Annotated in this window: 24 protein-coding genes and 1 riboswitch; of the genes, 5 read left to right on the top strand and 19 right to left on the bottom strand. The window is 45.6% G+C overall.

The window, feature by feature from the left end; genetic code table 11:
- Positions 1–9: 9 nt before the first annotated feature.
- The 9 genes from flgK to F6X55_RS10795 all read right to left on the bottom strand — a co-directional run bounded on the left by flgK (position 10) and on the right by F6X55_RS10795 (position 8,608).
- On the bottom strand, positions 10–1,542 hold the full coding sequence (flgK, locus tag F6X55_RS10835; RefSeq protein WP_153463189.1) for a flagellar hook-associated protein FlgK: 1,533 nt from the start codon (positions 1,540–1,542) through the stop codon (positions 10–12).
- 21 nt (positions 1,543–1,563) lie between these two features.
- Positions 1,564–2,061: a flagellar protein FlgN gene (locus F6X55_RS10830; protein WP_026772256.1), complete on the bottom strand. Its 498-nt coding sequence runs from the start codon at positions 2,059–2,061 to the stop codon at positions 1,564–1,566.
- A gap of 16 nt (positions 2,062–2,077) precedes the next feature.
- Positions 2,078–2,347: a flagellar biosynthesis anti-sigma factor FlgM gene (gene flgM, locus F6X55_RS10825; RefSeq protein ID WP_026570979.1), complete on the bottom strand. Its 270-nt coding sequence runs from the start codon at positions 2,345–2,347 to the stop codon at positions 2,078–2,080.
- Positions 2,348–2,431: 84 nt separating this feature from the next.
- Positions 2,432–2,851 (bottom strand): TIGR03826 family flagellar region protein, encoded by a 420-nt coding sequence (locus F6X55_RS10820; protein WP_026570980.1) that lies wholly within the window; start codon positions 2,849–2,851, stop codon positions 2,432–2,434.
- A 339-nt stretch (positions 2,852–3,190) separates the two neighbouring features.
- A complete protein-coding gene (locus F6X55_RS10815) occupies positions 3,191–3,883 on the bottom strand; it encodes a ComF family protein (protein ID WP_153463187.1) in 693 nt (230 codons plus the stop codon).
- Positions 3,883–5,478 carry an ATP-dependent helicase ComFA gene (locus F6X55_RS10810; protein ID WP_337189829.1) on the bottom strand — a complete coding sequence of 532 codons (1,596 nt, stop codon included), beginning with the start codon at positions 5,476–5,478 and terminating at the stop codon, positions 3,883–3,885. The genes F6X55_RS10815 and F6X55_RS10810 overlap by 1 nt, the downstream gene beginning before the upstream one ends.
- Positions 5,459–6,301, bottom strand: a complete 843-nt coding sequence (locus tag F6X55_RS10805; protein ID WP_153463185.1) for a DegV family protein — start codon at positions 6,299–6,301, stop codon at positions 5,459–5,461. Before F6X55_RS10805 ends, F6X55_RS10810 begins: the two co-directional genes overlap by 20 nt.
- Before the next feature lie 184 nt (positions 6,302–6,485).
- A complete protein-coding gene (locus tag F6X55_RS10800) occupies positions 6,486–7,166 on the bottom strand; it encodes a response regulator (RefSeq protein ID WP_026570984.1) in 681 nt (226 codons plus the stop codon).
- A 296-nt stretch (positions 7,167–7,462) separates the two neighbouring features.
- Entirely contained in the window at positions 7,463–8,608 is a 1,146-nt protein-coding gene (locus F6X55_RS10795) for a sensor histidine kinase (RefSeq protein WP_026570985.1), read from the bottom strand.
- Positions 8,609–8,821: 213 nt separating this feature from the next.
- Between F6X55_RS10795 and F6X55_RS10790 the strand changes: the two genes are divergently transcribed.
- On the top strand, positions 8,822–9,454 hold the full coding sequence (locus F6X55_RS10790; RefSeq protein ID WP_153463183.1) for a YigZ family protein: 633 nt from the start codon (positions 8,822–8,824) through the stop codon (positions 9,452–9,454).
- A gap of 90 nt (positions 9,455–9,544) precedes the next feature.
- Here F6X55_RS10790 and nagB read toward each other — a convergent pair whose 3' ends face one another.
- Positions 9,545–10,276, bottom strand: coding sequence for a glucosamine-6-phosphate deaminase (gene nagB, locus F6X55_RS10785; RefSeq protein WP_202616133.1), 732 nt, complete (start codon positions 10,274–10,276; stop codon positions 9,545–9,547).
- Positions 10,266–11,459, bottom strand: a complete 1,194-nt coding sequence (nagA, locus tag F6X55_RS10780) for an N-acetylglucosamine-6-phosphate deacetylase (protein WP_153463179.1) — start codon at positions 11,457–11,459, stop codon at positions 10,266–10,268. Before nagA ends, nagB begins: the two co-directional genes overlap by 11 nt.
- A 182-nt stretch (positions 11,460–11,641) precedes the next feature.
- Here nagA and F6X55_RS10775 point away from each other — a divergent pair, with 182 nt between their 5' ends.
- Entirely contained in the window at positions 11,642–12,364 is a 723-nt protein-coding gene (locus F6X55_RS10775) for a GntR family transcriptional regulator (protein WP_153463177.1), read from the top strand.
- 400 nt (positions 12,365–12,764) lie between these two features.
- Here F6X55_RS10775 and nagE read toward each other — a convergent pair whose 3' ends face one another.
- From nagE to F6X55_RS10750, 5 genes are all read right to left on the bottom strand, one after another.
- Positions 12,765–14,690 (bottom strand): N-acetylglucosamine-specific PTS transporter subunit IIBC, encoded by a 1,926-nt coding sequence (gene nagE / locus F6X55_RS10770; RefSeq protein WP_153463175.1) that lies wholly within the window; start codon positions 14,688–14,690, stop codon positions 12,765–12,767.
- Positions 14,691–14,850: 160 nt separating this feature from the next.
- On the bottom strand, positions 14,851–15,444 hold the full coding sequence (locus F6X55_RS10765; RefSeq protein ID WP_051390451.1) for an REP-associated tyrosine transposase: 594 nt from the start codon (positions 15,442–15,444) through the stop codon (positions 14,851–14,853).
- A gap of 180 nt (positions 15,445–15,624) precedes the next feature.
- Positions 15,625–15,771: a hypothetical protein gene (locus tag F6X55_RS10760; protein WP_153463173.1), complete on the bottom strand. Its 147-nt coding sequence runs from the start codon at positions 15,769–15,771 to the stop codon at positions 15,625–15,627.
- 861 nt (positions 15,772–16,632) lie between these two features.
- Positions 16,633–16,965: a helix-turn-helix domain-containing protein gene (locus F6X55_RS10755; RefSeq protein WP_026570991.1), complete on the bottom strand. Its 333-nt coding sequence runs from the start codon at positions 16,963–16,965 to the stop codon at positions 16,633–16,635.
- Positions 16,966–17,044: 79 nt separating this feature from the next.
- On the bottom strand, positions 17,045–17,179 hold the full coding sequence (locus F6X55_RS10750; RefSeq protein ID WP_081704646.1) for an anti-repressor SinI family protein: 135 nt from the start codon (positions 17,177–17,179) through the stop codon (positions 17,045–17,047).
- Positions 17,180–17,202: 23 nt separating this feature from the next.
- A riboswitch (cyclic di-GMP riboswitch) is annotated at positions 17,203–17,289 on the bottom strand.
- Between the two features lie 366 nt (positions 17,290–17,655).
- Here F6X55_RS10750 and F6X55_RS10745 point away from each other — a divergent pair.
- The 3 genes from F6X55_RS10745 to F6X55_RS10735 all read left to right on the top strand — a co-directional run bounded on the left by F6X55_RS10745 (position 17,656) and on the right by F6X55_RS10735 (position 21,725).
- On the top strand, positions 17,656–18,267 hold the full coding sequence (locus F6X55_RS10745) for a class D sortase (protein WP_035427028.1): 612 nt from the start codon (positions 17,656–17,658) through the stop codon (positions 18,265–18,267).
- A 398-nt stretch (positions 18,268–18,665) separates the two neighbouring features.
- Entirely contained in the window at positions 18,666–19,676 is a 1,011-nt protein-coding gene (locus F6X55_RS10740; RefSeq protein ID WP_153463171.1) for an LCP family glycopolymer transferase, read from the top strand.
- A gap of 27 nt (positions 19,677–19,703) precedes the next feature.
- A complete protein-coding gene (locus F6X55_RS10735; protein WP_153463169.1) occupies positions 19,704–21,725 on the top strand; it encodes a penicillin-binding transpeptidase domain-containing protein in 2,022 nt (673 codons plus the stop codon).
- Positions 21,726–22,125: 400 nt separating this feature from the next.
- Here the strand turns inward: F6X55_RS10735 and hxlB are convergent, their stop codons facing one another.
- From hxlB to F6X55_RS10720, 3 genes are read right to left on the bottom strand one after another with little or no spacing between them, the layout of a single operon-like run.
- Positions 22,126–22,689, bottom strand: coding sequence for a 6-phospho-3-hexuloisomerase (gene hxlB, locus F6X55_RS10730; RefSeq protein ID WP_035427030.1), 564 nt, complete (start codon positions 22,687–22,689; stop codon positions 22,126–22,128).
- Complete coding sequence (gene hxlA, locus F6X55_RS10725) at positions 22,686–23,306, bottom strand: 3-hexulose-6-phosphate synthase (protein WP_153463167.1); 621 nt, start codon at positions 23,304–23,306, stop codon at positions 22,686–22,688. Before hxlA ends, hxlB begins: the two co-directional genes overlap by 4 nt.
- A 21-nt stretch (positions 23,307–23,327) precedes the next feature.
- The gene (locus F6X55_RS10720; protein WP_153463165.1) at positions 23,328–24,281 is read right to left on the bottom strand and encodes a sugar kinase; all 954 of its coding nucleotides are present in this window, start codon (positions 24,279–24,281) and stop codon (positions 23,328–23,330) included.
- Between the last annotated feature and the right edge of the window lie 25 nt (positions 24,282–24,306).

Raw genomic sequence — 24,306 nt, 5'->3', positions numbered from 1 at the left:
TTCAGTCACCTACCTTCCGACTAATCCCATGTTATTGATGATCCGATCAAGCATTTCATCCACGGTCGTCATATTCCGTGCAGCCGCATTGTATGCGTGCTGGAATTTAATCATGTTTGTCATTTCTTCATCGAGCGATACGGCACTGACCGATTGTCTATTTTCATCCACTTGGTCTCTGAGTACCGTAGCGTTGCTTTGCATCCGCTCGGCTTCCTGAGCAACCACGGCCATTTCACCGATAATCCCTTCATAGTAACTTTGTATCGACGAACCTTCTCCCAGTTCGCCGACACCTTTCTTACGCATTGCTTCGGCCATGGCGAGCGCGTTTTCCCCATTACCGCTGTCTCCATTGGCACTGACAGCAATCAAGTCACTATCTTCTTGAATTGCTTCAGATACTTTTATCGATGCAGCAGCATTGGCCGGGTCGTCAATCACAAAGAATTCCTGCCCAGGGTCACCATTGGCATCAACACCTTGAGCGTGAACTTCATTAAGTGCGGCAGCTAGGTTTTCAGCTAAAAAATTCAACTCGTCCAGCATATCCGGATATTCCCCGACTGCTTCACCACCATCTATGTAACCATTCGATTCCATAAGAGCCTTCATTTTACCTTGAGAAGAGAAGTCAGCCGCAGCAATGGAATCAGTCGATATTTCATTGCCATCCTTGTCAATGGTTGTGAAATTGAATTGCTCTACATTTTGTTCATCATCGAGGCCTATTTCCATTTGCTTATATTCCCCAGATGAAGCATCGATCAGGGTGGTGCCTGTATCTTTTCCTTGTCCATCAGCCAAAGTGATGGTTGCTTTCCCCTGTGCAATCGCGCTTGGCTGTCCACCGCTGCTTTCATAGGAAACATTGATGTTCACAAGGCCGGAGAGCTTGTCGATACATCTGTCTCGTTCATCATATAAATCATTGGGTACCAGACCGTGGGGTTCAATGTCCCCGATTTGTTTGTTTAAGTTGTTTATCTGCCTGACTAATGAATTTATCTCCTTTTTCGTAACATTCATTTCTTCCTGCAGATTGCTTCTTTCTGAATTTAAGGAATCGGAAACATAATTAAACGTCTCAGCCACTGCAGTACCTCGTTGGACCGCAACAGATCTGGAGCCCTCATCTTTATTTGTAGCGAGGTCTTGCAGCGATTGCCAAAAGCGATCCATTGTCTTGGAAAGGCCCTGTTCCGTCGGCTCGTTCATGATACTCTGCATTTGCTCCATTGCACTTGCTTTGGAATCATAATAACCAAGCTTGGCATTTTCGCTTCGGTATTGCTTGTCCAAAAACTGATCGCGGACACGTTCAATCGAGCCTGCTTGGACGCCGCTTCCGACCTGTCCAGGAATCTCCGGGCGGTTCCTCGATGCGGGAGGATATGGGCCGGTCTGTTCAAAATTGACCCGCTGCCTTGTATAACCTTCCGTATTGGCGTTGGCTATGTTATGCCCGGTTGTATATAGAGCGGATTGCTGAGTGGTCAGCGCACGCCTCGCTACCTCTAATCCATTAAAAGTTGAACTCACAGTGGTTACTCCTCTCTCCTGCTACGCTTTCGAATCAAACAGCGACCGTTTCGACGACTGTGGTTGCTGCTGGCTTTTGTTACTGCCGTAATTCATGTTTTTCAGCGATGGATCCATCATGTCGATTGACATTTGAATGAATTGCAAAGATTGCTTGGTCAAGTCTTGATTCAAGTTTTCTTGCTTCTTTAAATCATAGAGTACATTCGTCAGTTTTAAGAATCGGTTTTCTAAATCAATCTTCTCCTGTTTATCTTCCAAGTGATCGAGTATGACCGACACAGTAGCATCTTCCGGTTCGATTCCGGCTTGGAATGCCCACGAACCCACTTCTTCCTGACGCTGCTTTTCAACCTGATTGATTGCTTGTACATGCTTTCTTTCTTGCAGCATCAAGGTTTGAAGTTTTTCCGTATCTCCGGCTTTCAACGTTTCCGTTTTTTCCTTGGACAGGGTCAACAAGCTTTCATGAAGTTTGATCAGACGCTGTAATGATTCAACGATAGGTTGAACGGACATACAATGTCCTCCCTTTTTACGGTTGATTGTTCCAAAACGCAATCATTTTCTTGGCTGTCTGTTTTGGATCGATGTTATATTCCCCAGAATCTACCGCTTGCTTGATTTCCTGTACACGCTGTTGCCGTGCAGGATCAGGTTTGGCAGTTTCCTGCAGTTGCTTTGCCTGGTTCGATATTTGCAATTTATCTTCCTTGTTTTTCATTTCCTGTTTCACTTCCGCCTGCTTTTGCAGTTGTTTTTGGTACGGATTAAAGTTGGATTGATTGGTTCCGTTAATCTTCAATGCACTGCACTCCTTTCACGGTTAACTGGCGTACATGCTCTTAATCTTAATATCGGCAGGTTGGGAGTAATGTTTAATAAAAAGTCAATGTTTTTTTTCGACTGTATAGTAGGTATTGGTTTCGTTTACGTTTTGTTTGTTGCGTTCGGCAATCTCGACTAGTTTTTTTTGTTCATCCAGGTCGGATTTCATTTCGGTCTGGCAGGAATGACATAGCTTCCCTTCAGAAATCTTCGTGCTGCAGCGCTCGCAAGGATAAGTCAAATTTGGAAACTGGGACGCCCGTAAGCGTCTTTCCTTAACAAATTTGAAGATGATTTCCTCGTCGACTCCAGTCGCTTGGACAATTTCCGGAACAGTCGCCTGCCGGTTTTTCCGCGGACGAAGAAAATCGTAAACTGTCGTGTAAGCACGCTCCTCCTCTTTGTAACAGTCCTGGCAAATCGAACGGACGCCAGACACAAAAAGTGTACCACAGCGCGGACAGTTCATTAATTCTCCCATCGTAGTTCCCCCTAAAAGCATTTTTCGTTCATTATAGCACATGACCTCCAGGATAGTGACAAGAAATTGAGATATTTTGGGAGAAGAAAAAGAAGCGGAATTGAAGAATGGGGTCAGTCCCTCCAGGGGTATGGTTGTGCTATTTAATCAGGTTTGGGGACTGACCCCAAAACAGGTGTTTTTGCCGCCAATTCAAATGTAAGTGCTGCTAGTACAGTGTTTGGAGCGGTAAAGGTCTGTCCCCAATTCGGACACATCGGTACAGAACAGGGAGTTCGGGGACTGACCCCTCTACCTTCGTCAAGAAGCCCCTCTTCTTTTGGGAGGGGGTTCCTTGGCTTAACTGCGGGCGAGGGTTAGGGAAAACACTTCCGGGCAGCCTTGATTTTTCAAGGTACGGGCTGCATGGCGAAGGGTGGTTCCGGTGGTGTAGATATCGTCGATCAGAATCACAGGTTTGTCGGTCGGCCTGGTCAACGTAAAGGGGTTTTCTGTAAAAATGCGCTCGCGGCGCGTTTTTTTGGACTGTTTTTCTCCGTGGGTTCTCGTCAAAAGCTGCTCCGCCGGTTTGCCCAACAAGTCAATCAACGCTGCGGCCTGATTAAACCCTCGTTCGCAAAGCCGTTCTTCGCTTAGTGGAATTGGAACCAATGTCGCACGCTTACGGAAATCCCTGGTGAAGACTTGATGAAAAGTATCACGGAACTCATGCTCGAAGGCTTCCCGCAATTTGTAATCGCCACGATATTTCCACTTGGCAAGCATCGTCTGCATCCGCCCATTATAGGTATAAACAGACCGGTTTCGGGTAAGTACTCCCTCCCATTGAGAAAGCTGTTCCCAACGCCGGCAGTCCCGACAAGTCTCCCCTTCACGATCAACATGCCGGCCGCACTTGTCACACAGGTTCCCCTCCAACTTTTCCAACGCTGCTTCACATTTCCCGCATAAATGCGTAATTCTGTCAGGAAGCAGTAAATTCCCCCAGTGTACTTCCGGCACTACTTCTTCATCACACCATAAACAGTGCATCAGAATTTCACCGCCCGATTGTTCATTTCCTTAATCGAACGGACAGCAGCCACCATTGACCTCGTTTTCCCGGCATGAAAAAACAGCACCTCTCCATCCGGGTCATCCGGGCTTCTTCCGGCCCTTCCGGCAATCTGGACGAGGGCAGCTTCATCAAATACTTCATGACCGGAATCCAGTACGACAACGTCGACAGAGGGAAAGGTGACCCCACGTTCCAATATCGTCGTAGTTATCAGTAGCTGCAGTTCTCGATTTCGGAACTGTTGCACCTTCTTTTCCCTATCCTCGTCGGCAGCATGGACGGAGGCAATCGCAAGTTCCCCCCATTCTTTTCGCAGAAGAGGACCTATCGCTTTTTCCATCTTTCCTGCAAGCTCGACATACGGCACGAATACCAAGAGCTGCCGTTCCGGATGCCGGCGCTGCCTCAACCAGTCAAAGAATGCCACTGGCGGCATATTTTTTTGCAAGTCCTTCTTCATTTTATTGGAAAAAATCAGGCGTGGAACCGGAAGCAGGCAGCCGTGAAAACGGATCGGCACAAAAACACAGTCCAGTTGGCCATGTTCAAGGCGACAACGCTGCTCTTTTCTCGGAGTGGCGGTCAAATAGATACGGGATGCCCCGATTTTTGCTGCCCTTGAGGTGGCGAACGGCAATGACGGGTCGTTGTGGTAGGGGAAAGCATCTATTTCATCGATGATCAAAATATCGAAGGCTCGGGCAAAACGCAGCAATTGGTGGGTGGTAGCCAACACAAGTTGACCGTCAGCCGCTTTATCTTCGCTTCCTCCATACAAAGCGGAAATCGAAGTGCCGGGGAAAGCCTGACGAAATCTCGGCAGCAATTCCCTGACCACATCGGTACGCGGTGTAGCCAGACAGACACGCTTCCCCGCTTCCAATGAGCAACCGATGCCGGCAAAAAGCATCTCCGTTTTACCTGCCCCGCATACCGCCCACGTCAGCAGCTCACCTGCGCCTCTCTCCATCACTCCTCTAATACGGTCAGAAGCTTGCTGTTGGGCATGGGTCAGCTCTCCGTCCCATCTACATGCTTCTTCCTGAACCGGCCATTTTGGAGGGGGGCCTGTCCAGACATACAACTGCTGACATTCCAGTACCCTTCCCATTTCCACACAATTGCGGCAGTAAATGTGGGTTTGGTTGCATCGAGCACAAGGAATTTCCGCAAACATCCGGCGGAGCTTGTTCCCACAACGGCGGCAGCGCCATCCCCACCAGCGGGATTCGATTGCTTCTACAGCTTGAAGCATTCCAGTTTCGGTTAATTCGTCCCATAATACTTCTTCGATTTTCATTTCTTCACGGAGCAGTAATTTTCCTGAAAAGCGGTTGGCTATGGAAAGTAAATCTTTTGCGGAGAATACGTCGGAAGGTGTTTCTGAGGAAATATTTATAGAAGGAATCCAGTCGAAAGCAGGGTGAAAATACGACTGAATCGAGGAAATAAAGTTAGAGATAAAAACCAGCTCCTTTTCCTGAAATTCCACGTCCCGCCCAAAAAGCGGGACATTAGCATATAAATAAAATGAAATGATAGCAATAAGCTTATTTAAAATACCAGCCAAGTCCGATGGCGCCTTCGCCAAGGTGGGTGCCGATGACGGGGCCAAAATAACTGACGACCACTTCGGCGTTCGGATACTTTGCTTCGAAATCCTGTTTCATCTGCTGTGCCTCTTCCTCACGCAATGAGTGAATGACGGCCGCCCGGATCGGCTTACCCGTTTCCGCGTCGGCTGCAAACAAATCTTCAATCCGCTTCAAAGCACGCTTGCGGGTCCGGATTTTTTCAAACGGAACGATTTTTTTATCTTCAAAGTAAAGCAGCGGTTTGACCTGTAGCATGCTGCCCAACAAAGCTTGTGCGCCATTCAGACGGCCGCCTCTGTGCAGGTTGCTCAAGTCATCGACCATGAAATAAGCGATCATCGACTGCTTCATTTCATCGAGCCTGGACAGGATTTCGTCAACCGTCGCATTGTTTGCCGCCATTTCAGCTGCTTCCAATACATAAAAGCCTTGTACCATACAGCTCATTTCAGAGTCGTACGGATATACGTCGATTCCTTCGACCATTTTCCCGGCAGAACCGACAGCCTCGAACGTCCCGCTGATTCCGCTTGATAAATGGACGGAAATGACCGCGTCATAGTCCTTGGCCAATTCCTCCAGCTTTTCCGTGATCAGGCCGATCGAAGGCTGAGAGGTTTTCGGGAGTTCTGCGGCAGCCTTCACTTTGGGATAAAACTCCTCTGCCGTGATATCGACTTCCTCCTGATAGGACTCGTTCTCAAATATGACATTGAGCGGCACCATATGTATATGCTTGTCGCGGCGGACTTCTTCTGGTAAGTAAGCCGTACTATCTGTCATTACAGCAATTTTCATAAAATCTACCTTTCATGGACAAATTTTCGATTGTGCTCACCTACTATTTTACAAGCAGGTGCCTCGATAATCTAGCACAAAAATGGTTTGCGCGCTACTTTTAATAGAATCACGTCCATACCAAAAAGGGATTCACACAGAATCGACAAAAAGCCGGGGATCACCCCGGCTCCTTCTTCGCTGTTTATAATACTTCGACCCAGCCATTCCGGATAGCCGAAACAACTGCCTGTGTCCGATCATTTACATTCATTTTTTGCAAAATGTTGCTGACATGATTTTTGACTGTTTTTTCACTGATATACAGTGCTTCCGCAACACCGCGGTTGCTCTTACCATCAGCCAATAACTGGAGCACTTCACACTCTCTTCGTGTCAGCAAGTGCAATGGTTTGCGATAATCGATTTGCTTTTCCGCCGGCTTGTTGGCACTTTCCTCTGCCAGTCTGCGATACTCCTGGACAAGGTTGTGGGTCACTTTCGGATGTAGATAAGAACCGCCTTCGCTGACGACCTTGATTGCTTCGATCAACGCATCGGAATCCATTTCCTTCAACAAATATCCTTGCGCACCGGTTTTCAAAGCATGTGTGACATAGTTCTCGTCATCATGGATCGATAAAATAATGACGCTTATGTCCGGGTGTTTTTCAATCAAATCCGACGTTGCCTGGACACCATTGAGATTCGGCATATTGATGTCCATCAATACGACATCCGGATTGAACTCTTCCACCAGCTTCACAGCAGTGGAACCGTCATCTCCTTCGGCGACAACATTGAATGAAGGCTCGAAATCTAGAATTCTTTTCACACCTTCACGGAATAACTTGTGGTCATCGACTAGTAATATGTTGGTTGTCATACTCTGCTCCTCCTAATTGCATGAAGTGAAACTTCCTTCAGCGGGAAATGCATGCCCGCCAATGGCCAGAATAAATCAACATGTAACAGGGGCAGCAGCTTCCCGCCGCCATGCGCGTTGATTTTTCCTCTTGTTGTAATAGTTGCTATGATTTCTACCACCAGTTACTAAACCTTATCTGCTGTCGCAGCATGTCTCTTTCTCTTTATTATACATGATATAGTTGGATTTGTATTAATTTGTGCCAGTTTCTCTAAGATTTTATGGTCAACAAATTACGACAATCCTCGTTTCTGCTATTCTTCCGGCTGGTTCAACGGCACATTGATAATGACGGAAGTGCCTTCGTTGATTTTAGAGTAAATGTCGATTTCCCCATCCAACATTTCCACTCGTTCCTTCATACCGATGATACCGAATGACTTTTCCCTTCTGTTGCCCATTTCAAACCCTTTCCCATTATCCTTGATGACCAATCCAACTTTGTCCTCCATGATTTCCATTTTCACTTGGATCAAGTTCGCCTCTGAATGTTTGACGGCATTTTGCACAGATTCCTGCATTAAACGGAACAAGGCAACTTCATACTTGGTATCCAGTCGCCGTTGCTCGCCAAGCGGTGTGAATTGGATTTTGATCCGGTTATATTCTTCGGTATTCGTCAGGTATTTTTTGATTGTCGGAACAAGCCCGAGATCATCGAGAGCCATCGGCCGCAAATCATAAATGATCCTTCTTACTTCCGACAAAGAAGTATGGACCATTTTCCGCATGCTTTTCATTTCCTGGACAGCTTCTTCCACACTCCGCTCGCGGAAAGTCCGGTCGACCAGTTCAGAGCGCAAAAGGATGTTAGCCAACATCTGGGCCGGACCATCGTGCATTTCGCGGGAAAGACGTCTGCGTTCCTCTTCTTGTGCTTCAATGATCTTCAAACCAAATTCCTGTTTTTGCTGAGCATCCTGCAGGACTTCGGAAACCTGCTTGAAATCATCATTCAAGTAATTCAGCACAACCGAAATTTTTCCGACCAGCCCTTCCGCGCGCTTGACTGTCTGTTCCAGTGAGCGGAGGCGGCGCTCGATTTCATCACGTTTTTCACGGAGGTTTCTTTCTTTTTCCCGTTTCATTGTCAGCTCGGATTGTAACGTATGGGTTTGATCATAAACTTCTCTGATTTCTTTTTCTGTAAAATTATCAAAATGCTTACTAACTTCGGATAGTCTAATTCTGGAGAACCGCACTTTTTGTTCGAGATCGTCGCCTTCTTCGATAACATGGATGACCTTACGCTTTGTTTCAGCTAATTCATTTTGCAGCTGTTCATATTCTTTACGTGACTCTTCGCCTATGTAAAAGACTTCATCCTTACTGTTTTCCACGGTATCGATCATCTCAGTTATAATATGGTCCAATGCTTTCTCATCTGCTTTCTTTGTCATCTTTCTCCACCTATCTCCTCATAGTACATTCGAAGGATAAATCAGGCTTATGGGGGTAATTTCCCCTGTACTGCTAAATTTTTCATAAAAAAGTTCCTTCAAATATTTCCAAGTTGCCCAAAAAAGCCCCACACGCGCAGCCAGCAGATTCTCAATTATTTGCGGCACTTGTTCTTACTTTATATAATGAAGATTTAGGAGGTTAAATGCAAGATGCTAAATAGCTATTTTACCGTAAAATCCGACGGTTCCGATGAAATCGTTATTCAAAAATCGCGCTTTATCGGCCATGTGAAAAGAGTAGAAACCGAAGAAGAAGCACAAGCATTCATCAGTGAAATCAAAAAAAGACATCATGATGCCACCCACAACTGTTCTGCTTATATGATCGGTGAACAGAACCTTATTCAAAAAGCCAATGATGATGGCGAACCGAGCGGAACTGCCGGCGTTCCCATTCTCGAGGTTTTGAAAAAGAAAGACCTTAAAGATACTGCAGTTGTGGTCACCCGTTATTTCGGAGGAATCAAGCTCGGAGCCGGAGGACTGATCCGTGCATATTCGAGCACCACCTCCCAGGCTCTGGAGACAACCGGCATCGTAAAACGCCAGCTGATGCAAAAATTTCTTATCACGGTCGACTATGCCCTGCTCGGCAAATTGGAAAACCAGCTCCGGAATTCGCCACATTTGTTGAAGGAAATTGGCTATCAGGAAAACGTGGAATTCTCCGTCTATGTCGAAAGTGGACAGGAAGAAGCGTTCACCGAGTGGATCGTCGATTTGACCAGTGACCAGGCTGAAATCACAGCCGAGGGGAACTCATACTTGGAAATCGATGTTTGACCGTTTTTTCGACAAAAAACAATTATTTCCCGGGAAATTTTTTAAAGGAAAGAGGAAAGGCAATCCCTCTGTGAAAAATCACTGGATTGCCTAAACACTAACCTTCGATAATGCTGCTTTGTCGGCGATGACTTGAACATTGGGATGTTTTTGCAAGATTGATGCGGGAAAGTCCTCCGATACTTTACCGTGCAGCAGTTGATCTAATGCCCGGGCCTTTTTCTCCCCTGATACGAGCAACACAATCTGCTTGCTATTCATGATGGTGGCGATTCCCATCGTGATTGCTTGTTTTGGTACCTCCTGCTCATTCTCAAAGAAACGGGCATTTGCTTTTCTGGTTGAAGCTGCCAGATCAACAACATGAGTTTTCGTCGTAAACCGAGTTCCCGGTTCGTTGAAACCAATATGGCCGTTCGTACCAATTCCTAATAATTGAAGATCGATTTCTTTATGATCCTTCAGCAGCTGCTCATACCGACGGCACTCGCTCTCTAGATCATCCGCCTCTCCATTCGGCACGAAAGTCTTTTGTTTATCGATATCAATATGGTCAAAAAACTTTTCGTCCATGAAATAACGATAGCTGTGCGGGTCGCTTCCCTGCATTCCGACATATTCATCAAGGTTGAAGGTTGTCGCACTCCGGAAGGATACTTGGTCACTTCGATGTGCCTCTATCAGGCGTTGATAAACGCCCTCGGGGGTCGAGCCTGTCGCCAGACCGAGCACCGGTTTTTCCAGTCTGTTCACTGTTTCCATGATTAATTGGGCGCCGGCCACGCTCATAGCTTGGTAGTCCTCTACTTGTTTAATTTCCACTTTTGTCCGCCTCCTCATATGCCAATTCTCCGCGGCAAAACGTATATTTTACCGATACATCATCTTCCACCAGCAAAATGTCGGCATCTTTGCCCGGAGCAAGGCTGCCTTTTCTCTCGTACATATTGATTTGTTTTGCCGGATTCACTGCCGTCATGTTGATAATGTCCCGCAACGTCGCATTGGTTGTTTCCAGTATATTTTTCGCGCCTTGATTCATTTTTAAGATTGATCCGGCCAGGGTTCCGTCACTTAACGTCGCCCTGTCCTCTGTTACCGTCGCTTCCTGTCCACCAAGATCATAGGTCCCCGGTTGCAAGCACTTTGCCCGGAGCGCGTCGGTTATGAGCAGGAGCCGTTCACTGCCAATGTTTTGGTAAATGAAACCGATCATTTCCGGAGAGACATGAATTTTATCGGCAATCAACTCGCTTTTCAGTTCTTCCAAAGTGAGAGCCGCTCCTACCACCCCGATATCCCGGTGATGAATCGGCGACATGGCGTTGCATAAATGGGTAACCTGTCTGACACCGTGCTCGACCGCTATTCGCATATCGGCAATCGTTGCTGCGGTGTGACCTGCCGAAACGTTAATGCCTTGACTGGCGAGATACCTGATCAGTGCTCCCTCCACGTCTTTTTCCGGAGCCATCGTAATCGTCTTGATTTTATTACCGGAAATACGCTGCCATTTTTCAAATTGTTCGACCTCCGGAGCGAGGATGTGCTCCTTCGGCTGTGCACCTGCTTTCTTTTCCTCGATAAACGGTCCTTCTAAGTGGATGCCGATGATTTCAGCTTGTGCCGGCTTGTTTTGATAAGATGCCACGTTCGCCAATGCGCGGTGGATATTGTCCTCTGATTGGGTAATGGTCGTTGCAAGAAAACTGGTGGTTCCTTCTTTTGGGAGGGCTGAAGCCATGGTCTCCAATGCTTCCGGGGTCGCATCCATGACGTCAGCACCGTCGGCACCATGAATATGCCCGTCGATAAATCCCGGGACGGCATTGAGACCTTTCGCGTCTATATTGGTCGCTGTCGTGAATTTGTGATCTTTCAGTTGACTCATGTGGCCGATTTCCGTTATTTTTCCTTGTTCAGCTATCAAATATCCGTTTTCGATGACTTCTTCTTCCGCGAAAACCTTGACATTTTTTATAAGTAACGTGTTTTCCTTCGCCACTGTCGCTCGCCTCTTTTCATTTTATTGCAAAAATCATCGCCTGAAGTTACTTTTAAGGTATCATAATGAGATATAGTTGTCTATACATTAAGATAAGTATATACTTAGCCCGAATATTTTGATAAAATTTTTAAAGATACGTTAGTTTTCCCAAACAAGCCAACTGATGAAAGGAGAAGGATATGGTCGATAAAAATTCGCCGTTACCTATATATTATCAATTGGAAGAAGAAATCAAACAGCTGATCAAAACCGAGCAGCTCAAGCCGGGAGAACTGCTCCCTTCCGAACGGGAATATGCCGAGAAACATCATATCAGCCGGATGACCGTCAGACAGGCGATCAACAATCTGGCGGCTGAAGGATTGCTGTTCCGGCAAAAAGGCAAAGGCACCTTCGTTGCCGAGCAAAAATTCGAGCAAAATTTACAGGGACTGACCAGCTTCAGTGAGGATATGCGGGCTCGCGGCCTCCAACCTTCCAGCAGACTAGTCAGTTTTGAAGAGATTGTAGCAGATGAAAAACTGGCCGCCAATCTTGCGGTGGAAGTAGGCGCGTCCATTTTTAAAATCGAGCGGATCCGGATGGCGGATCAAGCGCCACTGGCCGTCGAAACCATCTATACTTCAAAAAAAATCGCTGGGAACATGACGAGAGATGACTTTGCTCCGTCGTTCTATGACTATATTGAAAGCACATTAGGGTTCACCATCAAACATGCCAATCAGGAAATCGAATCGGCACTTGCCAATGAAAAAGAAATCGAACACCTACAGCTGAATCCAGGCGATCCCGTCTTATTGATCGAACGACTCACCTACTTAAGCAATGATGAACCGTTCGAATACGTGAAATCCGCCTACCGTGCAGACAAATACAAATTCAAACTCCAGATGCCTCGCTGAAACAAGTTGAGTGAATTCAGCACAGGCTCCGATGTGGGGTCTGGGAGTTTGTGTCTGCTGGGATTTGGGGATTTGGGGTCAGTCCCCGATTGTTCATTTTAAGCCTTACCAGAGTGAAAAAGGCCGTTGTGGGGTCAGTCCCTATAGCGGCCTTTTCGTACGCGTTAATGTTGAAATACTTGATTCCATGGGCTTTATATCGGCCAGGGGACTGACCCCCTAATTTATTTTCCACAGGTTATGGCTGAAACGGGGGGCAGAACGGGGGACAGTCCCCTATGCCAGTGAATCATTCATTTTTCGGTTTTCATTCTTATTTGGGGTCAGTCCCCGAACCTACACGAAACCCCCGGCTGTTTGAGGTACAGCCGGGGGTTTTGTATGCTTCTTCTTATTATGTTTACTTTACTTCGACGATATTGGCTTGGTTCGCTTTGATGCTTCCGGTTTGAACCAGGTTCACTTGATCATTTTCTTCTAGATTCGTGAAGATGACAGGCGAAATGGTGGAAGCTGCATTTTCTTTAATAAAGGCAAGATCAACCTGAAGAAGTTTGTCTCCTTTTTTCACTTGCTGACCTTCTTTTACAAAAACCTCAAAGCCTTTGCCTCCAAGCTGCACCGTATCCAGTCCAACATGGACAAGGACTTCATGACCGCTCTCGGCTTTAATTCCGACAGCATGATTGGTCGGGAAAACGTTAATAATTTCACCGTCAACCGGAGCGACAAATAAGCCTTCATCCGGCTCAATCGCAAATCCTTCTCCCATCATTTTCTGAGAAAAGACCTCGTCCGGGACTTCAGTGATATCGATCATTTTCCCAGAAGCCGGAGCAACAAAATCATCGCCGCTAAGTTCTCCTAGAGCCTCTTTGTTACCCTCTGCCTGATCGTTTACTGACTCTTCTCCGGGAGCTTCCATGTTATTGTTTTCCATCCGCTTCCGCATTGCTTCTGCCAGGAAGTCAACGGTAGTTCCGACCACGACGTGTAAGTTACGCTTGTTCAACTTCATGACACCATTGGCACCCTGCCGTTTTAACGCCTTTTCGTCGACTTGCTCCATGTTGTTCATTTCCAAACGTAGTCTGGTTGCACAATAATCCAGATTTTTGATATTTTCCGGACCGCCTAAAGCTTGTAAGTAATGATATGCTTTTGCATCATAATTCTTGCCGCCTTTTGAAGCGATCCCGCTCTCGTCGGCATGTTCTTCGTCCTCGTCTTCACGACCAGGTGTTTTTAAATCAAGTTTGATAATTAACAAGTAGAAAACGACAAAGTAAATCGCGGCGAAGACCAATCCTTGTATAAACAGAATGATCGGGTTTTGGGCTATGCCGAAATTCAACACATAATCAATAAAACCTGCCGAAAAACCGAACCCGTGCCGGACATCGAGCCATAGAGCAACCATCATGGATATACCGGTCAATACGGCATGCACTACATACAATAGTGGAGACAAAAACATGAACGAAAACTCTATTGGTTCTGTTACACCTGTCAAAAATGCGGTGAAACCGATACTGAACAACATGCCGCCGACTGCTGCACGGCGTGTCTTTTTAGCTGCGGCATACATTGCCAGACATGCTGCCGGCAGACCGAACATCATGATAGGGAAGAAACCGGCAAGGAAAGTTCCTGCTGATGGATCTCCTTTCAAGAATCGGTTGATTTCTCCACGTACCGGTTCAGAGGCTCCATCAGGCACGAACGAGCCAAAGTCAAACCAGACGAGGGTGTTGATCACATGGTGCAAACCGACTGGAATCAGTAACCGGTTGAAGAAACCATATGTTCCGACGCCAAGTGCTCCCGCACCAAGCATCCATTCACCCAGACCATTGATTACTGCTTGGATTGGCGGCCAGATGATTCCGAAGATACCAGATAATATTACCATGACAATTGCTGTAATTATCGGAACAAATCGTTTACCGCCAAAAAACGCCAGCCAGTCTGGAAGTTGAATATTGGAATATCGATTGTATAGAAGACCCGCAACAATTCCGGCGATAATACCACCGAACACTCCCATATCCAAATCATCCCCAAAGGATCCTACACCGCCAGTCAGTACCAGGAAAGCAACGGCACCCGACAAAGCAGCAGCTCCGCTTCCATCCCTGGCAAATCCCATTGCGACACCAATAGCGAAAATAAGTGCCAGATTATCTAATATCCCACTTCCAGCTTGGCTGATAAACTGGATATCCAACATGTCGTCGGCACCTAGTCTAACCAGCAAAGCCGCAGCAGGAAGCATAGCGATCGGGAACATTAGTGATTTACCAATCCGCTGTAAAAACGCTAACATTTCATCCACTCCTCTTGCTGTTTTTGAAAACGCTGTAGAAAGTATAACATCAATGATATATAGATGTCTATACCAATTTGTTGTAAGGGGACAGTTCCTCCCTCCGCAATATTCGGCTAAACCTATTATAGAGGGACTGTCCCCAAATAAAAACCAAAAATTATTGGTCTTCCGGGATAGGACCTGGCAATACCGGAGCCAAAGCGGTCACTTTTGTTTTCCTGTCATTGACATACTCATGGTAATGGAGCCTTCTTGGTTCGAAGAAATAGGATAACAGCTTATTTGGCTCTATTATTCTTTTGTGCATTTCGGGAAATATATATTCATGGTAACTGCTCCAGCGGTATTGTTCGGGGAGGGTACAAATTTTGGCAGCGCAAGGATTTAAATGGATATAGCGGGAAACATGCAGGAAGTATTGTATAGAGGTGATGTAATGGGCATGAAACCTTCCTTGAAAAACGTGTCCGACTAAATCATATTTATTGTTGAAATAAATAGCGTATTTCATGTGCAGGATTTTCATAAAGCTGCTCGGGGATTGATCAGTGGCTTCCGCGAGGAGATGGATGTGGTTAGGCATAAGACAGTAGGCATGCAAAATGAATGGATATTTTTGTTTCACAAGTTGAAGGATCTCTAAGTACTGCCGAAAATCTTCCTCCTCTCTAAACAAGGCTTGCTTCCTGTTCCCGCGGGCTGTGATGTGGTAAGTTCCACCCGGAATCCATGCTCTCGACAATCTCGCCATACGCATTTCTCCTTTCATTTTCTATTTACAAACATACCATTCGACAATATTTCCAAAAACCCTTTTCTATGCTTCGGCAGGATTTAGTGGGGTCAGTCCCCCACTTTGGTATATTGGTAGAGCGATAAAGCCAACATGCAAAGAAAAAAGCGTTGAATCGTTTCAACGCTTTTTTCTTCATTAGGCATTATCTGATTTCAATACTTGATTCTGGTTCAATTCCCTGATTAAATGTTCGATAAATTCATGGGAATCATTTATTTGGGCACTCTCTGTTTTATCAATTAATTTAGTCAATACATTTTTATATAACTCTTGTTCTTTCATTTTTTCACCTCAATTTTCTATCAATCTATCAATCACTTTAAATAACAGAATAATCTGACAACTAAACTTTTTGAAACATAATATCATTACTATACCATCTTCTGGGACAAAAAAGCGATGTTTTTTTCAAAATTTGACAAATTTTTCAGGCGGCTTTTTATTTTTTTAGCAGGCTACACTCAATTGCCGGTTGGTTCCTCTTCTCTCCAGTACTTCATCCCCTACCAACAAGCGAGTTCGATTTTAGTAAAAAACGAGATTATCTGTGAATGTAATTAATTTGGAATTCAACTGTTTTCTGAAGGCGGTATAAAAACAAAGCTTCAATATAAAGATCACATTCAACCCTGCCAATATGAAGGATTCTACCAATCCATATACCCCTATTGCACGAATGCTAATCACGGTAATCTCGGACTCAGCGGATTCACAACCCCTCTCCCATCAAGGATAATCTCCAAGAAACATGCACCTAACATAAGGCTCCATGCTCTGTTTTGTACGGTTATGATGAAAAGCAAAATCTGTTCTCGTCCTACAAATCGGCAACATCCGGAAACACTGCTTTTACAAGAGCTGCATCTCCCACTTTCCTTCATGCAATTAATTCAATCTGTCATTTATACCATTCCTTTACCGCTCTACCAGAATGGGGGTCAGTCCCTGAAAATTCTTGGGACTTACCATCTAAAACCTGCTTGGCCTATGTCCCCCAAGGTTTTCCTTTTGTTAAACAATGCTTTACTGATTTACCGTACTAATAAGATGAGGGACTGACCCTTTTATATAAATTTTTTCCCCACGAAACGCAAAACACCCAGAGGGGTTCATCCCTCCGGGTGTCAGTTTTTCTATTCTTATTTATTTTTCCTGGTTGATTCTCCAACGGTTAAATTCGAGAAATTCTCTGAATTGCTCTTTTGAAACTCCTGAGTCCATGGCATCTTGAACGAGTTCCAACCAATCTTCGTCCAACTGCTTCTTCATTTCTTCGCTGTCTTCCTTCATTAGCAGTTCGTTGATGGACACTCCCAATACAGCGCCGACTTTCTCCATAAACTGTATAGAGGGATTGGTTTGCAGGTTTCTTTCGATAGAGCTCAAGTATGATTTGGCCACACCAGCTTGTTCTGCCAATTCAGATAAGGACATTTTTTTCTCTTGACGTAATTGTTTGATTTTATCCCCGATCAAGGCCATTCACCTTCTTTCAACCAGATTATATCATAAGAAAGGTGAATGGTTCTATATAAAGCACAAAAAACAATCACAGTTATTTGCTGTTCATGGAGGTGTGTTGTGTTAAAAAGAGCCTGACGTCTTCTAGTTCCAGTCCGATTTGCTTTGCTTCTTCCATCAGGTTTACCCAATCTTTATCCAAAACTCTATCGTCTACCGTTTTCAACATACAATTTACCCTCCAATATTCTGTCAGGCAGCACAGCCATCCTTGCACCTAGGCGCTTTAGATCTGTTGCTTTGCGTCCTTACTTTTCAATAAGTTTGCCTTTTTACTGAAGAAGCAATGTTATATTCAAAATATACTATATTTCCCATGGCTTTCCTACGGGGTATTTTTGTCTAATAACTACTAGTTTTGTAAAGGGCAAAAAAACAGCAAGTAATGAAATTCTCCCATTAAAATGACAAAATACCGCTCTATTCGAAGTTGTTTCTTTTTTCTGGCGTTTTTCCGAAACAATATTCCGGGCAGATGGCCCTAATGTGATATATCTGCTAGGATCACTTTGAAAAGATTAGCGAATCACAAAGGTTATTGTCTGTTGTTTTGCCTACGGAAAACTGGTAAATTTAAACTGCAAGTAAGCTAAATTGACGGATTTCTATTGCTTTCAAAAAATAAATCGGAAATGGGAAAGAGAGATGAACCGGGTGAAAAAAATAGCGTTTCTGGTAATGATTGCTGGAATTGTATTATTGAGCTGCGGATTCATACAGTTGATGCACACAGAACGTGCCCAGCAAAACAGTCTTGCTGATGCTCATGCTTTACTGAATGGAGAGAAAACGAATGAAAGAATGAATACCGCTCAAACATCCGAACAAGGAGCAGCCAACACGGCTGAGTATCTTCCGGGACAAGGAGAAACGGCCGGGATTCTGTCAATACCAAAAATAGGCGCTGAACTGCCGATTGTGGAGGGAACCGATCCAGATGATTTGGAAAAAGGAGTAGGTCATTATAAAGGAACAGCATATCCAGCCGAAGATGACCAGATTGTCCTTTCCGGACATAGAGACACCGTTTTCCGACGGATGGGAGAAGTAGAAGTCGGTGATATATTTATTGTCAGGCTTCCATACGGGGAGTTCCGTTATGAAATGAAGAGCGCCAGAGTTGTCGATGCCGATGACCGAACCGTAATCAAGCCCACTGCACCGGAAGAAATATTGACACTGACAACTTGCTATCCCTTTTCCTATTTAGGCAATGCCCCTCAGCGCTATGTTATCACCGCTGTTCCCGTGGAATAACCAATTAGCAGCCTTTGGGACCAGTATTGGGGTCAGTCCCCGTAAAAGTCCTACATAGAATATAGACGACTTCTCCGTGATACGGGGAACTGTCCCCAAAACAGGAGCTTCACCCCGTTATTTCACTATAAACCCTATAATATCGGCTTTTTGCCATTTAGGGGGTCTGACCCTCCTTTAATTGTTTCTACCTTTTCAAGCGTTTAATGACCGAAGCGGGGACTGACCCCCGAATCCTGACCCCGAATCGCTGACCCCGAATCGACCCTGCATCGATCTCTTCTCCTTTCCTTCTGAATTCACAGTTTTTTTGGTTTCTGTTTTAGACGTTGGCCGGGTTAATGGGGTATAATGGTTTTTGGAATCTTTTAACTAAACAATAAAAAAGGGGTTATGCAGTGGCACGGCAGACGCACAGGAAAAAGCGCGGAAATCGGCGGCGCTTGCTGCTCTGGTTGGGCGGTGTATTATTAGTAGTGCTTATTGCGGCGGCTGGATACGGAATCTATTTATACGAAAAGTTGCAAGACACTGTTGAAAATATCCATGAACCCTTGAACGGAGAACAACAATCAGAGGAAACCGGCACGAACAACCAGTCAGGAAACAATCAAACCGCCGATGGACAATCAAATTCATCTGACGACGATACTGTCACGAAAACCGATGACGAACAAAAGACGTTGAATTTCCTATTACTAGGAGTTGATGAACGCGACAATGACCAGGGGCGTTCCGATACGATGATCCTGGTATCCGCCAATCCAAATACCGATTCTATGGTGATGATGAGCATCCCCCGTGATACATACACCGAGATCCCCGGAGAGGGAATGGATAAAATCAATCACGCGTATGCTTTTGGCGGTACTGCACTTGCTGTCCAGACGGTCAAACAAACCTTCGATGTCCCCATCGATTTTTATATAAAGATAAACATGGAAGGGTTCCGGGACGGCATCGATGCTCTGAACGGGGTGACGGTTGAAAATAGTTTCGCCTTCACTCGGGATGGCATGGATTTCCCAAAAGGAGAAATCCATTTGAATGGCGAAGAAGCTCTCGCCTATACGAGAATGCGAAAAAAAGATCCGCAGGGGGACTTGGGACGGAATGAGAGACAGCGTCAAGTCATTCAGGCTTCCCTGGATCAGGCAGCTAACTTCTCCAATTTCACAAAGATCGGCCGAATTCTTGATATTATCGGAGGAAACGTCCGGACCGATATGAAAATGGAAAATATCCGGAATGTGTATTCCAATTACCGCCAGACCCGTAAAACAATCGATACACTGGAAATCAAGGGATCCGGAGAAACACTGGATGATGGCATTTGGTACTACATGGTCAAGGATGAAGAATTGGCACGGCTGCACGCAGAACTGAAGGAACATATGCAAGCCCGCTAACGATAAAAGAAAGGAAGGGTTCACTACGTGAGAAAAATTTATAGTTTGCTAGCAATGGTTACACTGATATTGGGACTGTCAGCTTGTTCCAACGATGAAGTCACCCCCAAAAAACGGATGGATGAATTTGTAGGACACTGGAACGATAAGGATTTTGAAGCTATGTATAAAATGGCTTCTTCCGAATCTAAAGAGGCTTACCCAACCGAGGAATTCGTCGATCGGTACGAAAAAATCTATAACGATTTAAATGTGGAAAATCTGAGTGTCAGCTATGAAAAACCTGAAGAAGGGGAAGAAAACAGCGAAGAGGAAGATAAAGCTTCTTTCCCGCTTTCAGTTGAAATGGATACCATCGGTGGACCGATATCTTTTGATTATCAAGCCACGATGAACAAGATAGAAGATGAAGATGGAGAGACTGACTGGGTAGTCAATTGGGATCCAGGCTACATTTTTCCGCAATTGAAGGATGGCGGGGAAATTTCGTTCCAAAGCGAGTCTCCTGAAAGAGGGGAGATTTTCGATCGGAATCAAAACGGACTTGCAATAAATGAAGAAATTTACGAAATCGGCGTCGTTCCCGGGGAATTCGGGGAAAACGCAGAAGAAACAAAAAAAGAAATAGCCGACCTTCTAGCAATGAATGTCGATTCCATCAATACAGCTTTGAACGCTGAATGGGTGCAAGATGACTCCTTTGTTCCGCTGAAAAAAGTACCAAAAACAAACAAAGAACAACTGGATGCCTTGTTTGAACTAGGACCGGTGTTGAGCCAAACTACCACCGGCAGGGTTTATCCATACGGGGAGTCGGCTTCTCATCTGGTCGGATATATCGGCTCTGTCACTGCAGAAGAAATGGAAGAAGCAGAGCCGGGTGCGTATTCCAATGGAGACGTTATCGGAAAACGAGGATTGGAATTATTGTTTGAAGACCGTCTCAAGGGAGAATCCGGAGTGACGATTGCTGTTACGAAAGAAGGAGAAGAAGACCAGATACTGACCCAGAAGGAAGTCAAAGACGGAGAAGATATCACGGTCACCATTGATGCAGATATCCAGCAATCGATTTACGATTCGTACGAGGATCAAACAGGGACAGCCGCTGCTATACAGCCGAAAACCGGTGAAACACTCGCACTTGTGAGTGCACCTGGATTCGATCCTAACGAACTTGCATATGGCATCAGTCAATCAAGACTGAAAGAATTGCAGGAGGACGAACAAAAGCCGCTGCAAAACCGTTTCAGCGCTACTTTTGCCCCAGGATCTTCGATTAAACCGATTACCGCAGCAATCGGACTTGAAACAGGGGCAATCGATCCGAAAGAAGCAATCGAAATCAACGGTCTCACCTGGCAAAAAGATGAGTCCTGGGGTGACTATCGTGTAACACGGGTATCTGAAGGCAGCCCTGTCGATTTGACAGATGCACTCGTCCGATCCGATAATATTTACTTCGCTCAGCAGGCGCTGGAAATCGGCTCCGACAAATTGATTGACGGCCTTAACCAATTTGGTGTCGGGGAAGACTTCCCTTACACCTATCCAATCGAGGCTTCGACCGTTTCCAATAATGGTGAAATCGATAGTGAAGCAATGTTGGCCGACACAAGCTACGGTCAAGGCCAATTGGAAATGAGTGCACTGCATCTGGCAGTTGCCTACACCATTTTGCTAAACGACGGTAATATGATTCAGCCGACCTTGGAAGAAAGTGAAGAAGACAGCAAGGTTTGGAAGGAAGGCATCGTCAGCGGGAAAAACATCGATACAATCCGCGATGCACTTCGCAAGGTCGTGTCCGCTCCGAACGGGACGGCGCACAGTGCAGCTTCGTTGGACATCAATTTGTCCGGGAAAACAGGAACGGCCGAATTGAAAAAAAGCCTGGACGATGAAAATGCCGAGGAAAACGGTTGGTTCGTCACCTATCCTGAAGATGAAGACCTCTTAATTTCCATGATGATGGAAAACGTGAAAGAACAAGGTGGCAGCCATATCGTAGTCGACCGGGCCGTTGAAGCATTACAGGAAATAAAATAGCTTCCAGCTATTGACTGCCGGGAAGACAGTGAAGAGGGATGACAACTTGCAAATAAGCTGTCATCCTTCTTTTTGTTCTCTAAACTAGGATCCTTAATGTGCATGAAACACTTTTCGAAAAACCATGAAAAAGGTGAATCAAAATCCGCAGCTTTTCACAGAAATACGTTACACCCTTTATCAATGGGATGCTAATTGTACTCGGTAATGCTCGGTTTTTCTTTTCTTCTTTTTCCAAAAGCTATCATGATTTCGTTCTTGAAAACACAGGAATCCATCCGCTGATTTGGGTAATCGTAACATTCTTTGCTTTGTTTGCCTACGCTATGTCATAATACTTCCCCACAATAAAACCCCAATAACAAAAGGGACTATCGGTTTGACAGTCCCTTTTAAAATCTTATTCCAAATTTGTATGCTGTTGTTTTAGTGCCTCGTGACTGGTGCTCTTGAACGCTTCTATTGCGTAAATAATTGAAGCGTCCAACACTAAATGCAAGGTTTGGTCAAACTGATTGCCGAGCGGCTGGATTGTATCAGGCTCATGTGCCAACCTTTTTTTCGTTGCTGTCGGCAGGTAGACAGCATGATGAGCCAGCTGACTCAAAGGGGACTCAGGATTCGCAGTAACCGCTGCAACTCTGGCACCTACTTCTCGTGCTTTATCAGCTTTCGTGTACGTGCCGCCGGTCGAACCAGAACCGGAAAGTGCCACATATAAGTCGTCTGCCGCTATGCTTGGCGTGATAGTCTCACCGACCACATACACCGGAAAACCAGCATGCATCAACCGCATGGCAAATGCTTTCCCCATCAGGCCGGTGCGTCCCTCACCGTCGACAAAAATCCGCTTGGCGCTGTTCAATTCTTCAGCAAGGCGCTGAACGCTCTCGGTATCTACCTGGTTAAGTACTCCTGTGATTTCTTTCCCGACTGTATCGAGGATTTGGTTCATATTTTTCATTCGATCATCCCTTTAATCGTTTTGGCAGCTTCTTCCTTGTTCACAGCTTTTGTGATCGCACTCCCGACGATAACGATATCCGGACGGTGCTCCATGAATGCCGGCAGGCTGTCTTGATTGATTCCCCCAGCCACAGCAGTTTGGACACCGTTCAGCCCTTCGACCAGGCGAAAATGCTCCGCCTCCAGTCCGCCGCTCTTCTGTTCGTCTTTGCCGATGTGAAGCGATAACAATTCGGCTCCACTCCCCACCAGTTCTTCTATCTTTTCGCGACTCCTGATTCCAAGCAAGTCTACCATGATCTGCTTGCCGGACTGATCAGCCACTTCGACACAGTCCCTTATCGTTTGCAATGGTGCGAATCCCATTACTGTGATAACATCAGCTCCTGCATCCAACGCCAATGCCGTTTCATGCTTACCCGCATCGCAAATTTTCATATCAGCGACCAATGTTTTTTCTGGATAGGCTTGTTTCATCGCTTTGATGATTTCAACACCGAATTCTTTGATGGTACCGGTACCTATTTCAATGTAATCAACAGAACCCCTCACAGATTCGATTACCGCAAAGCATTCAGGCCATGACAGGCGATCCAACGCCACTTGTAATTTCACGGAACATTCCTCCTTCGCTTTCTACCGTTCGATTCGTTTTTTCTCCCCTATCATTTCCAACACTTCATCTAAATCAGGCAAGCCCTCATTGTCACCAGCCACGGAAACAACGAGCGCTCCCACTGCATTGGCAAACGTCAACATCCGTTCGGCAGGCCAATCTTGATTCCATGCATAGATGAATCCTGCATCGAATCCGTCCCCGGCCCCTACTGTATCGACCACTTTTCCTACAAGGAAACCAGGGGCTTGCAAGCGTTGGCCATGTATATATCCGACACTGCCGTCAGCTCCTTTTTTGATGACAATGGCTTCTATGCCAAAAGGCTCGAGCTTCTCGACCAATTCCGTTTCCTTTTCATCCATCTCGAAAAGGAAACTCAACTCCTCAATTCCCGCTAACAGGATATCGACATCCGGGAGAAAAGATTTGAGCACTTCCCTCGCTCTTGCTTTGCTCCACAGCTTCAACCGGATATTCGGGTCGAAAGAAACCTTCAATCCGTGTTTTTTTGCGAGTGAAATGGTCCTTCTGACCAATTCGACATTCCGTTCAGATATTGCCGGAAAAACGCCGGTAATATGAAGGATTTTTGCTTGTTTGATGTAGGCTTCGTCAATGTCTTCCAACGTCATCGTTTCGGTCGGTGATTTTTCCCGATAATAAAACGTTTTGCCATCCCCGGATTCACGAATTTCTTTAAAATTGACAGAAGTCGGGTATCCCTCGACAAGGCGGGCTTCCGTGACGTCGACTCCTTCCCCGCGCATAAAGTTGAGTATGAACTTTCCAAATTCGTCTTTCCCGACCCGGCTGATCCAGCCGCTGCGAAGTCCAAGCCGGGCGCAGCCTACGGCAAAATTCAGTTCTGCTCCCCCCACTTTGCGTTCAAACTCGTTTACAAACCGCATCGGTCCGGTACTTTTGGGATTGAAAGTGATCATTCCATCTCCGATTGTTATTACGTCCAGCATTTGAAACACTTCCTTTGTGTGAACT

It is taken from the genome of Sediminibacillus terrae, from assembly GCF_009602435.1.
In the GTDB taxonomy this organism is placed as follows: Bacteria; Bacillota; Bacilli; order Bacillales; family Amphibacillaceae; genus Sediminibacillus; species Sediminibacillus terrae.
Note: the sequence above shows the minus strand (reverse complement) of the source record. Positions and strands in the feature narration are given on the sequence as shown.

Bases quoted from the DNA above. Each gene is read 5' to 3' on its own strand.
- F6X55_RS10750 (WP_081704646.1), bottom strand. From the start codon at position 17,179: ATGTTGAAAACGGTAGACGATAGAGTTTTGGATAAAGATTGGGTAAAC.
- F6X55_RS10805 (WP_153463185.1), bottom strand. From the start codon at position 6,301: ATGAAAATTGCTGTAATGACAGATAGTACGGCTTACTTACCAGAAGAA.
- F6X55_RS10820 (WP_026570980.1), bottom strand. From the start codon at position 2,851: ATGGGAGAATTAATGAACTGTCCGCGCTGTGGTACACTTTTTGTGTCT.
- F6X55_RS10795 (WP_026570985.1), bottom strand. From the start codon at position 8,608: ATGACAAAGAAAGCAGATGAGAAAGCATTGGACCATATTATAACTGAG.
- F6X55_RS10760 (WP_153463173.1), bottom strand. From the start codon at position 15,771: ATGAAAGAACAAGAGTTATATAAAAATGTATTGACTAAATTAATTGAT.
- F6X55_RS10790 (WP_153463183.1), top strand. From the start codon at position 8,822: ATGCTAAATAGCTATTTTACCGTAAAATCCGACGGTTCCGATGAAATC.
- F6X55_RS10720 (WP_153463165.1), bottom strand. From the start codon at position 24,281: ATGCTGGACGTAATAACAATCGGAGATGGAATGATCACTTTCAATCCC.
- hxlB (WP_035427030.1), bottom strand. From the start codon at position 22,689: ATGAAAAATATGAACCAAATCCTCGATACAGTCGGGAAAGAAATCACA.
- F6X55_RS10800 (WP_026570984.1), bottom strand. From the start codon at position 7,166: ATGACAACCAACATATTACTAGTCGATGACCACAAGTTATTCCGTGAA.
- F6X55_RS10745 (WP_035427028.1), top strand. From the start codon at position 17,656: ATGAACCGGGTGAAAAAAATAGCGTTTCTGGTAATGATTGCTGGAATT.
- F6X55_RS10830 (WP_026772256.1), bottom strand. From the start codon at position 2,061: ATGTCCGTTCAACCTATCGTTGAATCATTACAGCGTCTGATCAAACTT.
- nagE (WP_153463175.1), bottom strand. From the start codon at position 14,690: ATGTTAGCGTTTTTACAGCGGATTGGTAAATCACTAATGTTCCCGATC.
- F6X55_RS10815 (WP_153463187.1), bottom strand. From the start codon at position 3,883: ATGCACTGTTTATGGTGTGATGAAGAAGTAGTGCCGGAAGTACACTGG.
- F6X55_RS10765 (WP_051390451.1), bottom strand. From the start codon at position 15,444: ATGGCGAGATTGTCGAGAGCATGGATTCCGGGTGGAACTTACCACATC.
- F6X55_RS10775 (WP_153463177.1), top strand. From the start codon at position 11,642: ATGGTCGATAAAAATTCGCCGTTACCTATATATTATCAATTGGAAGAA.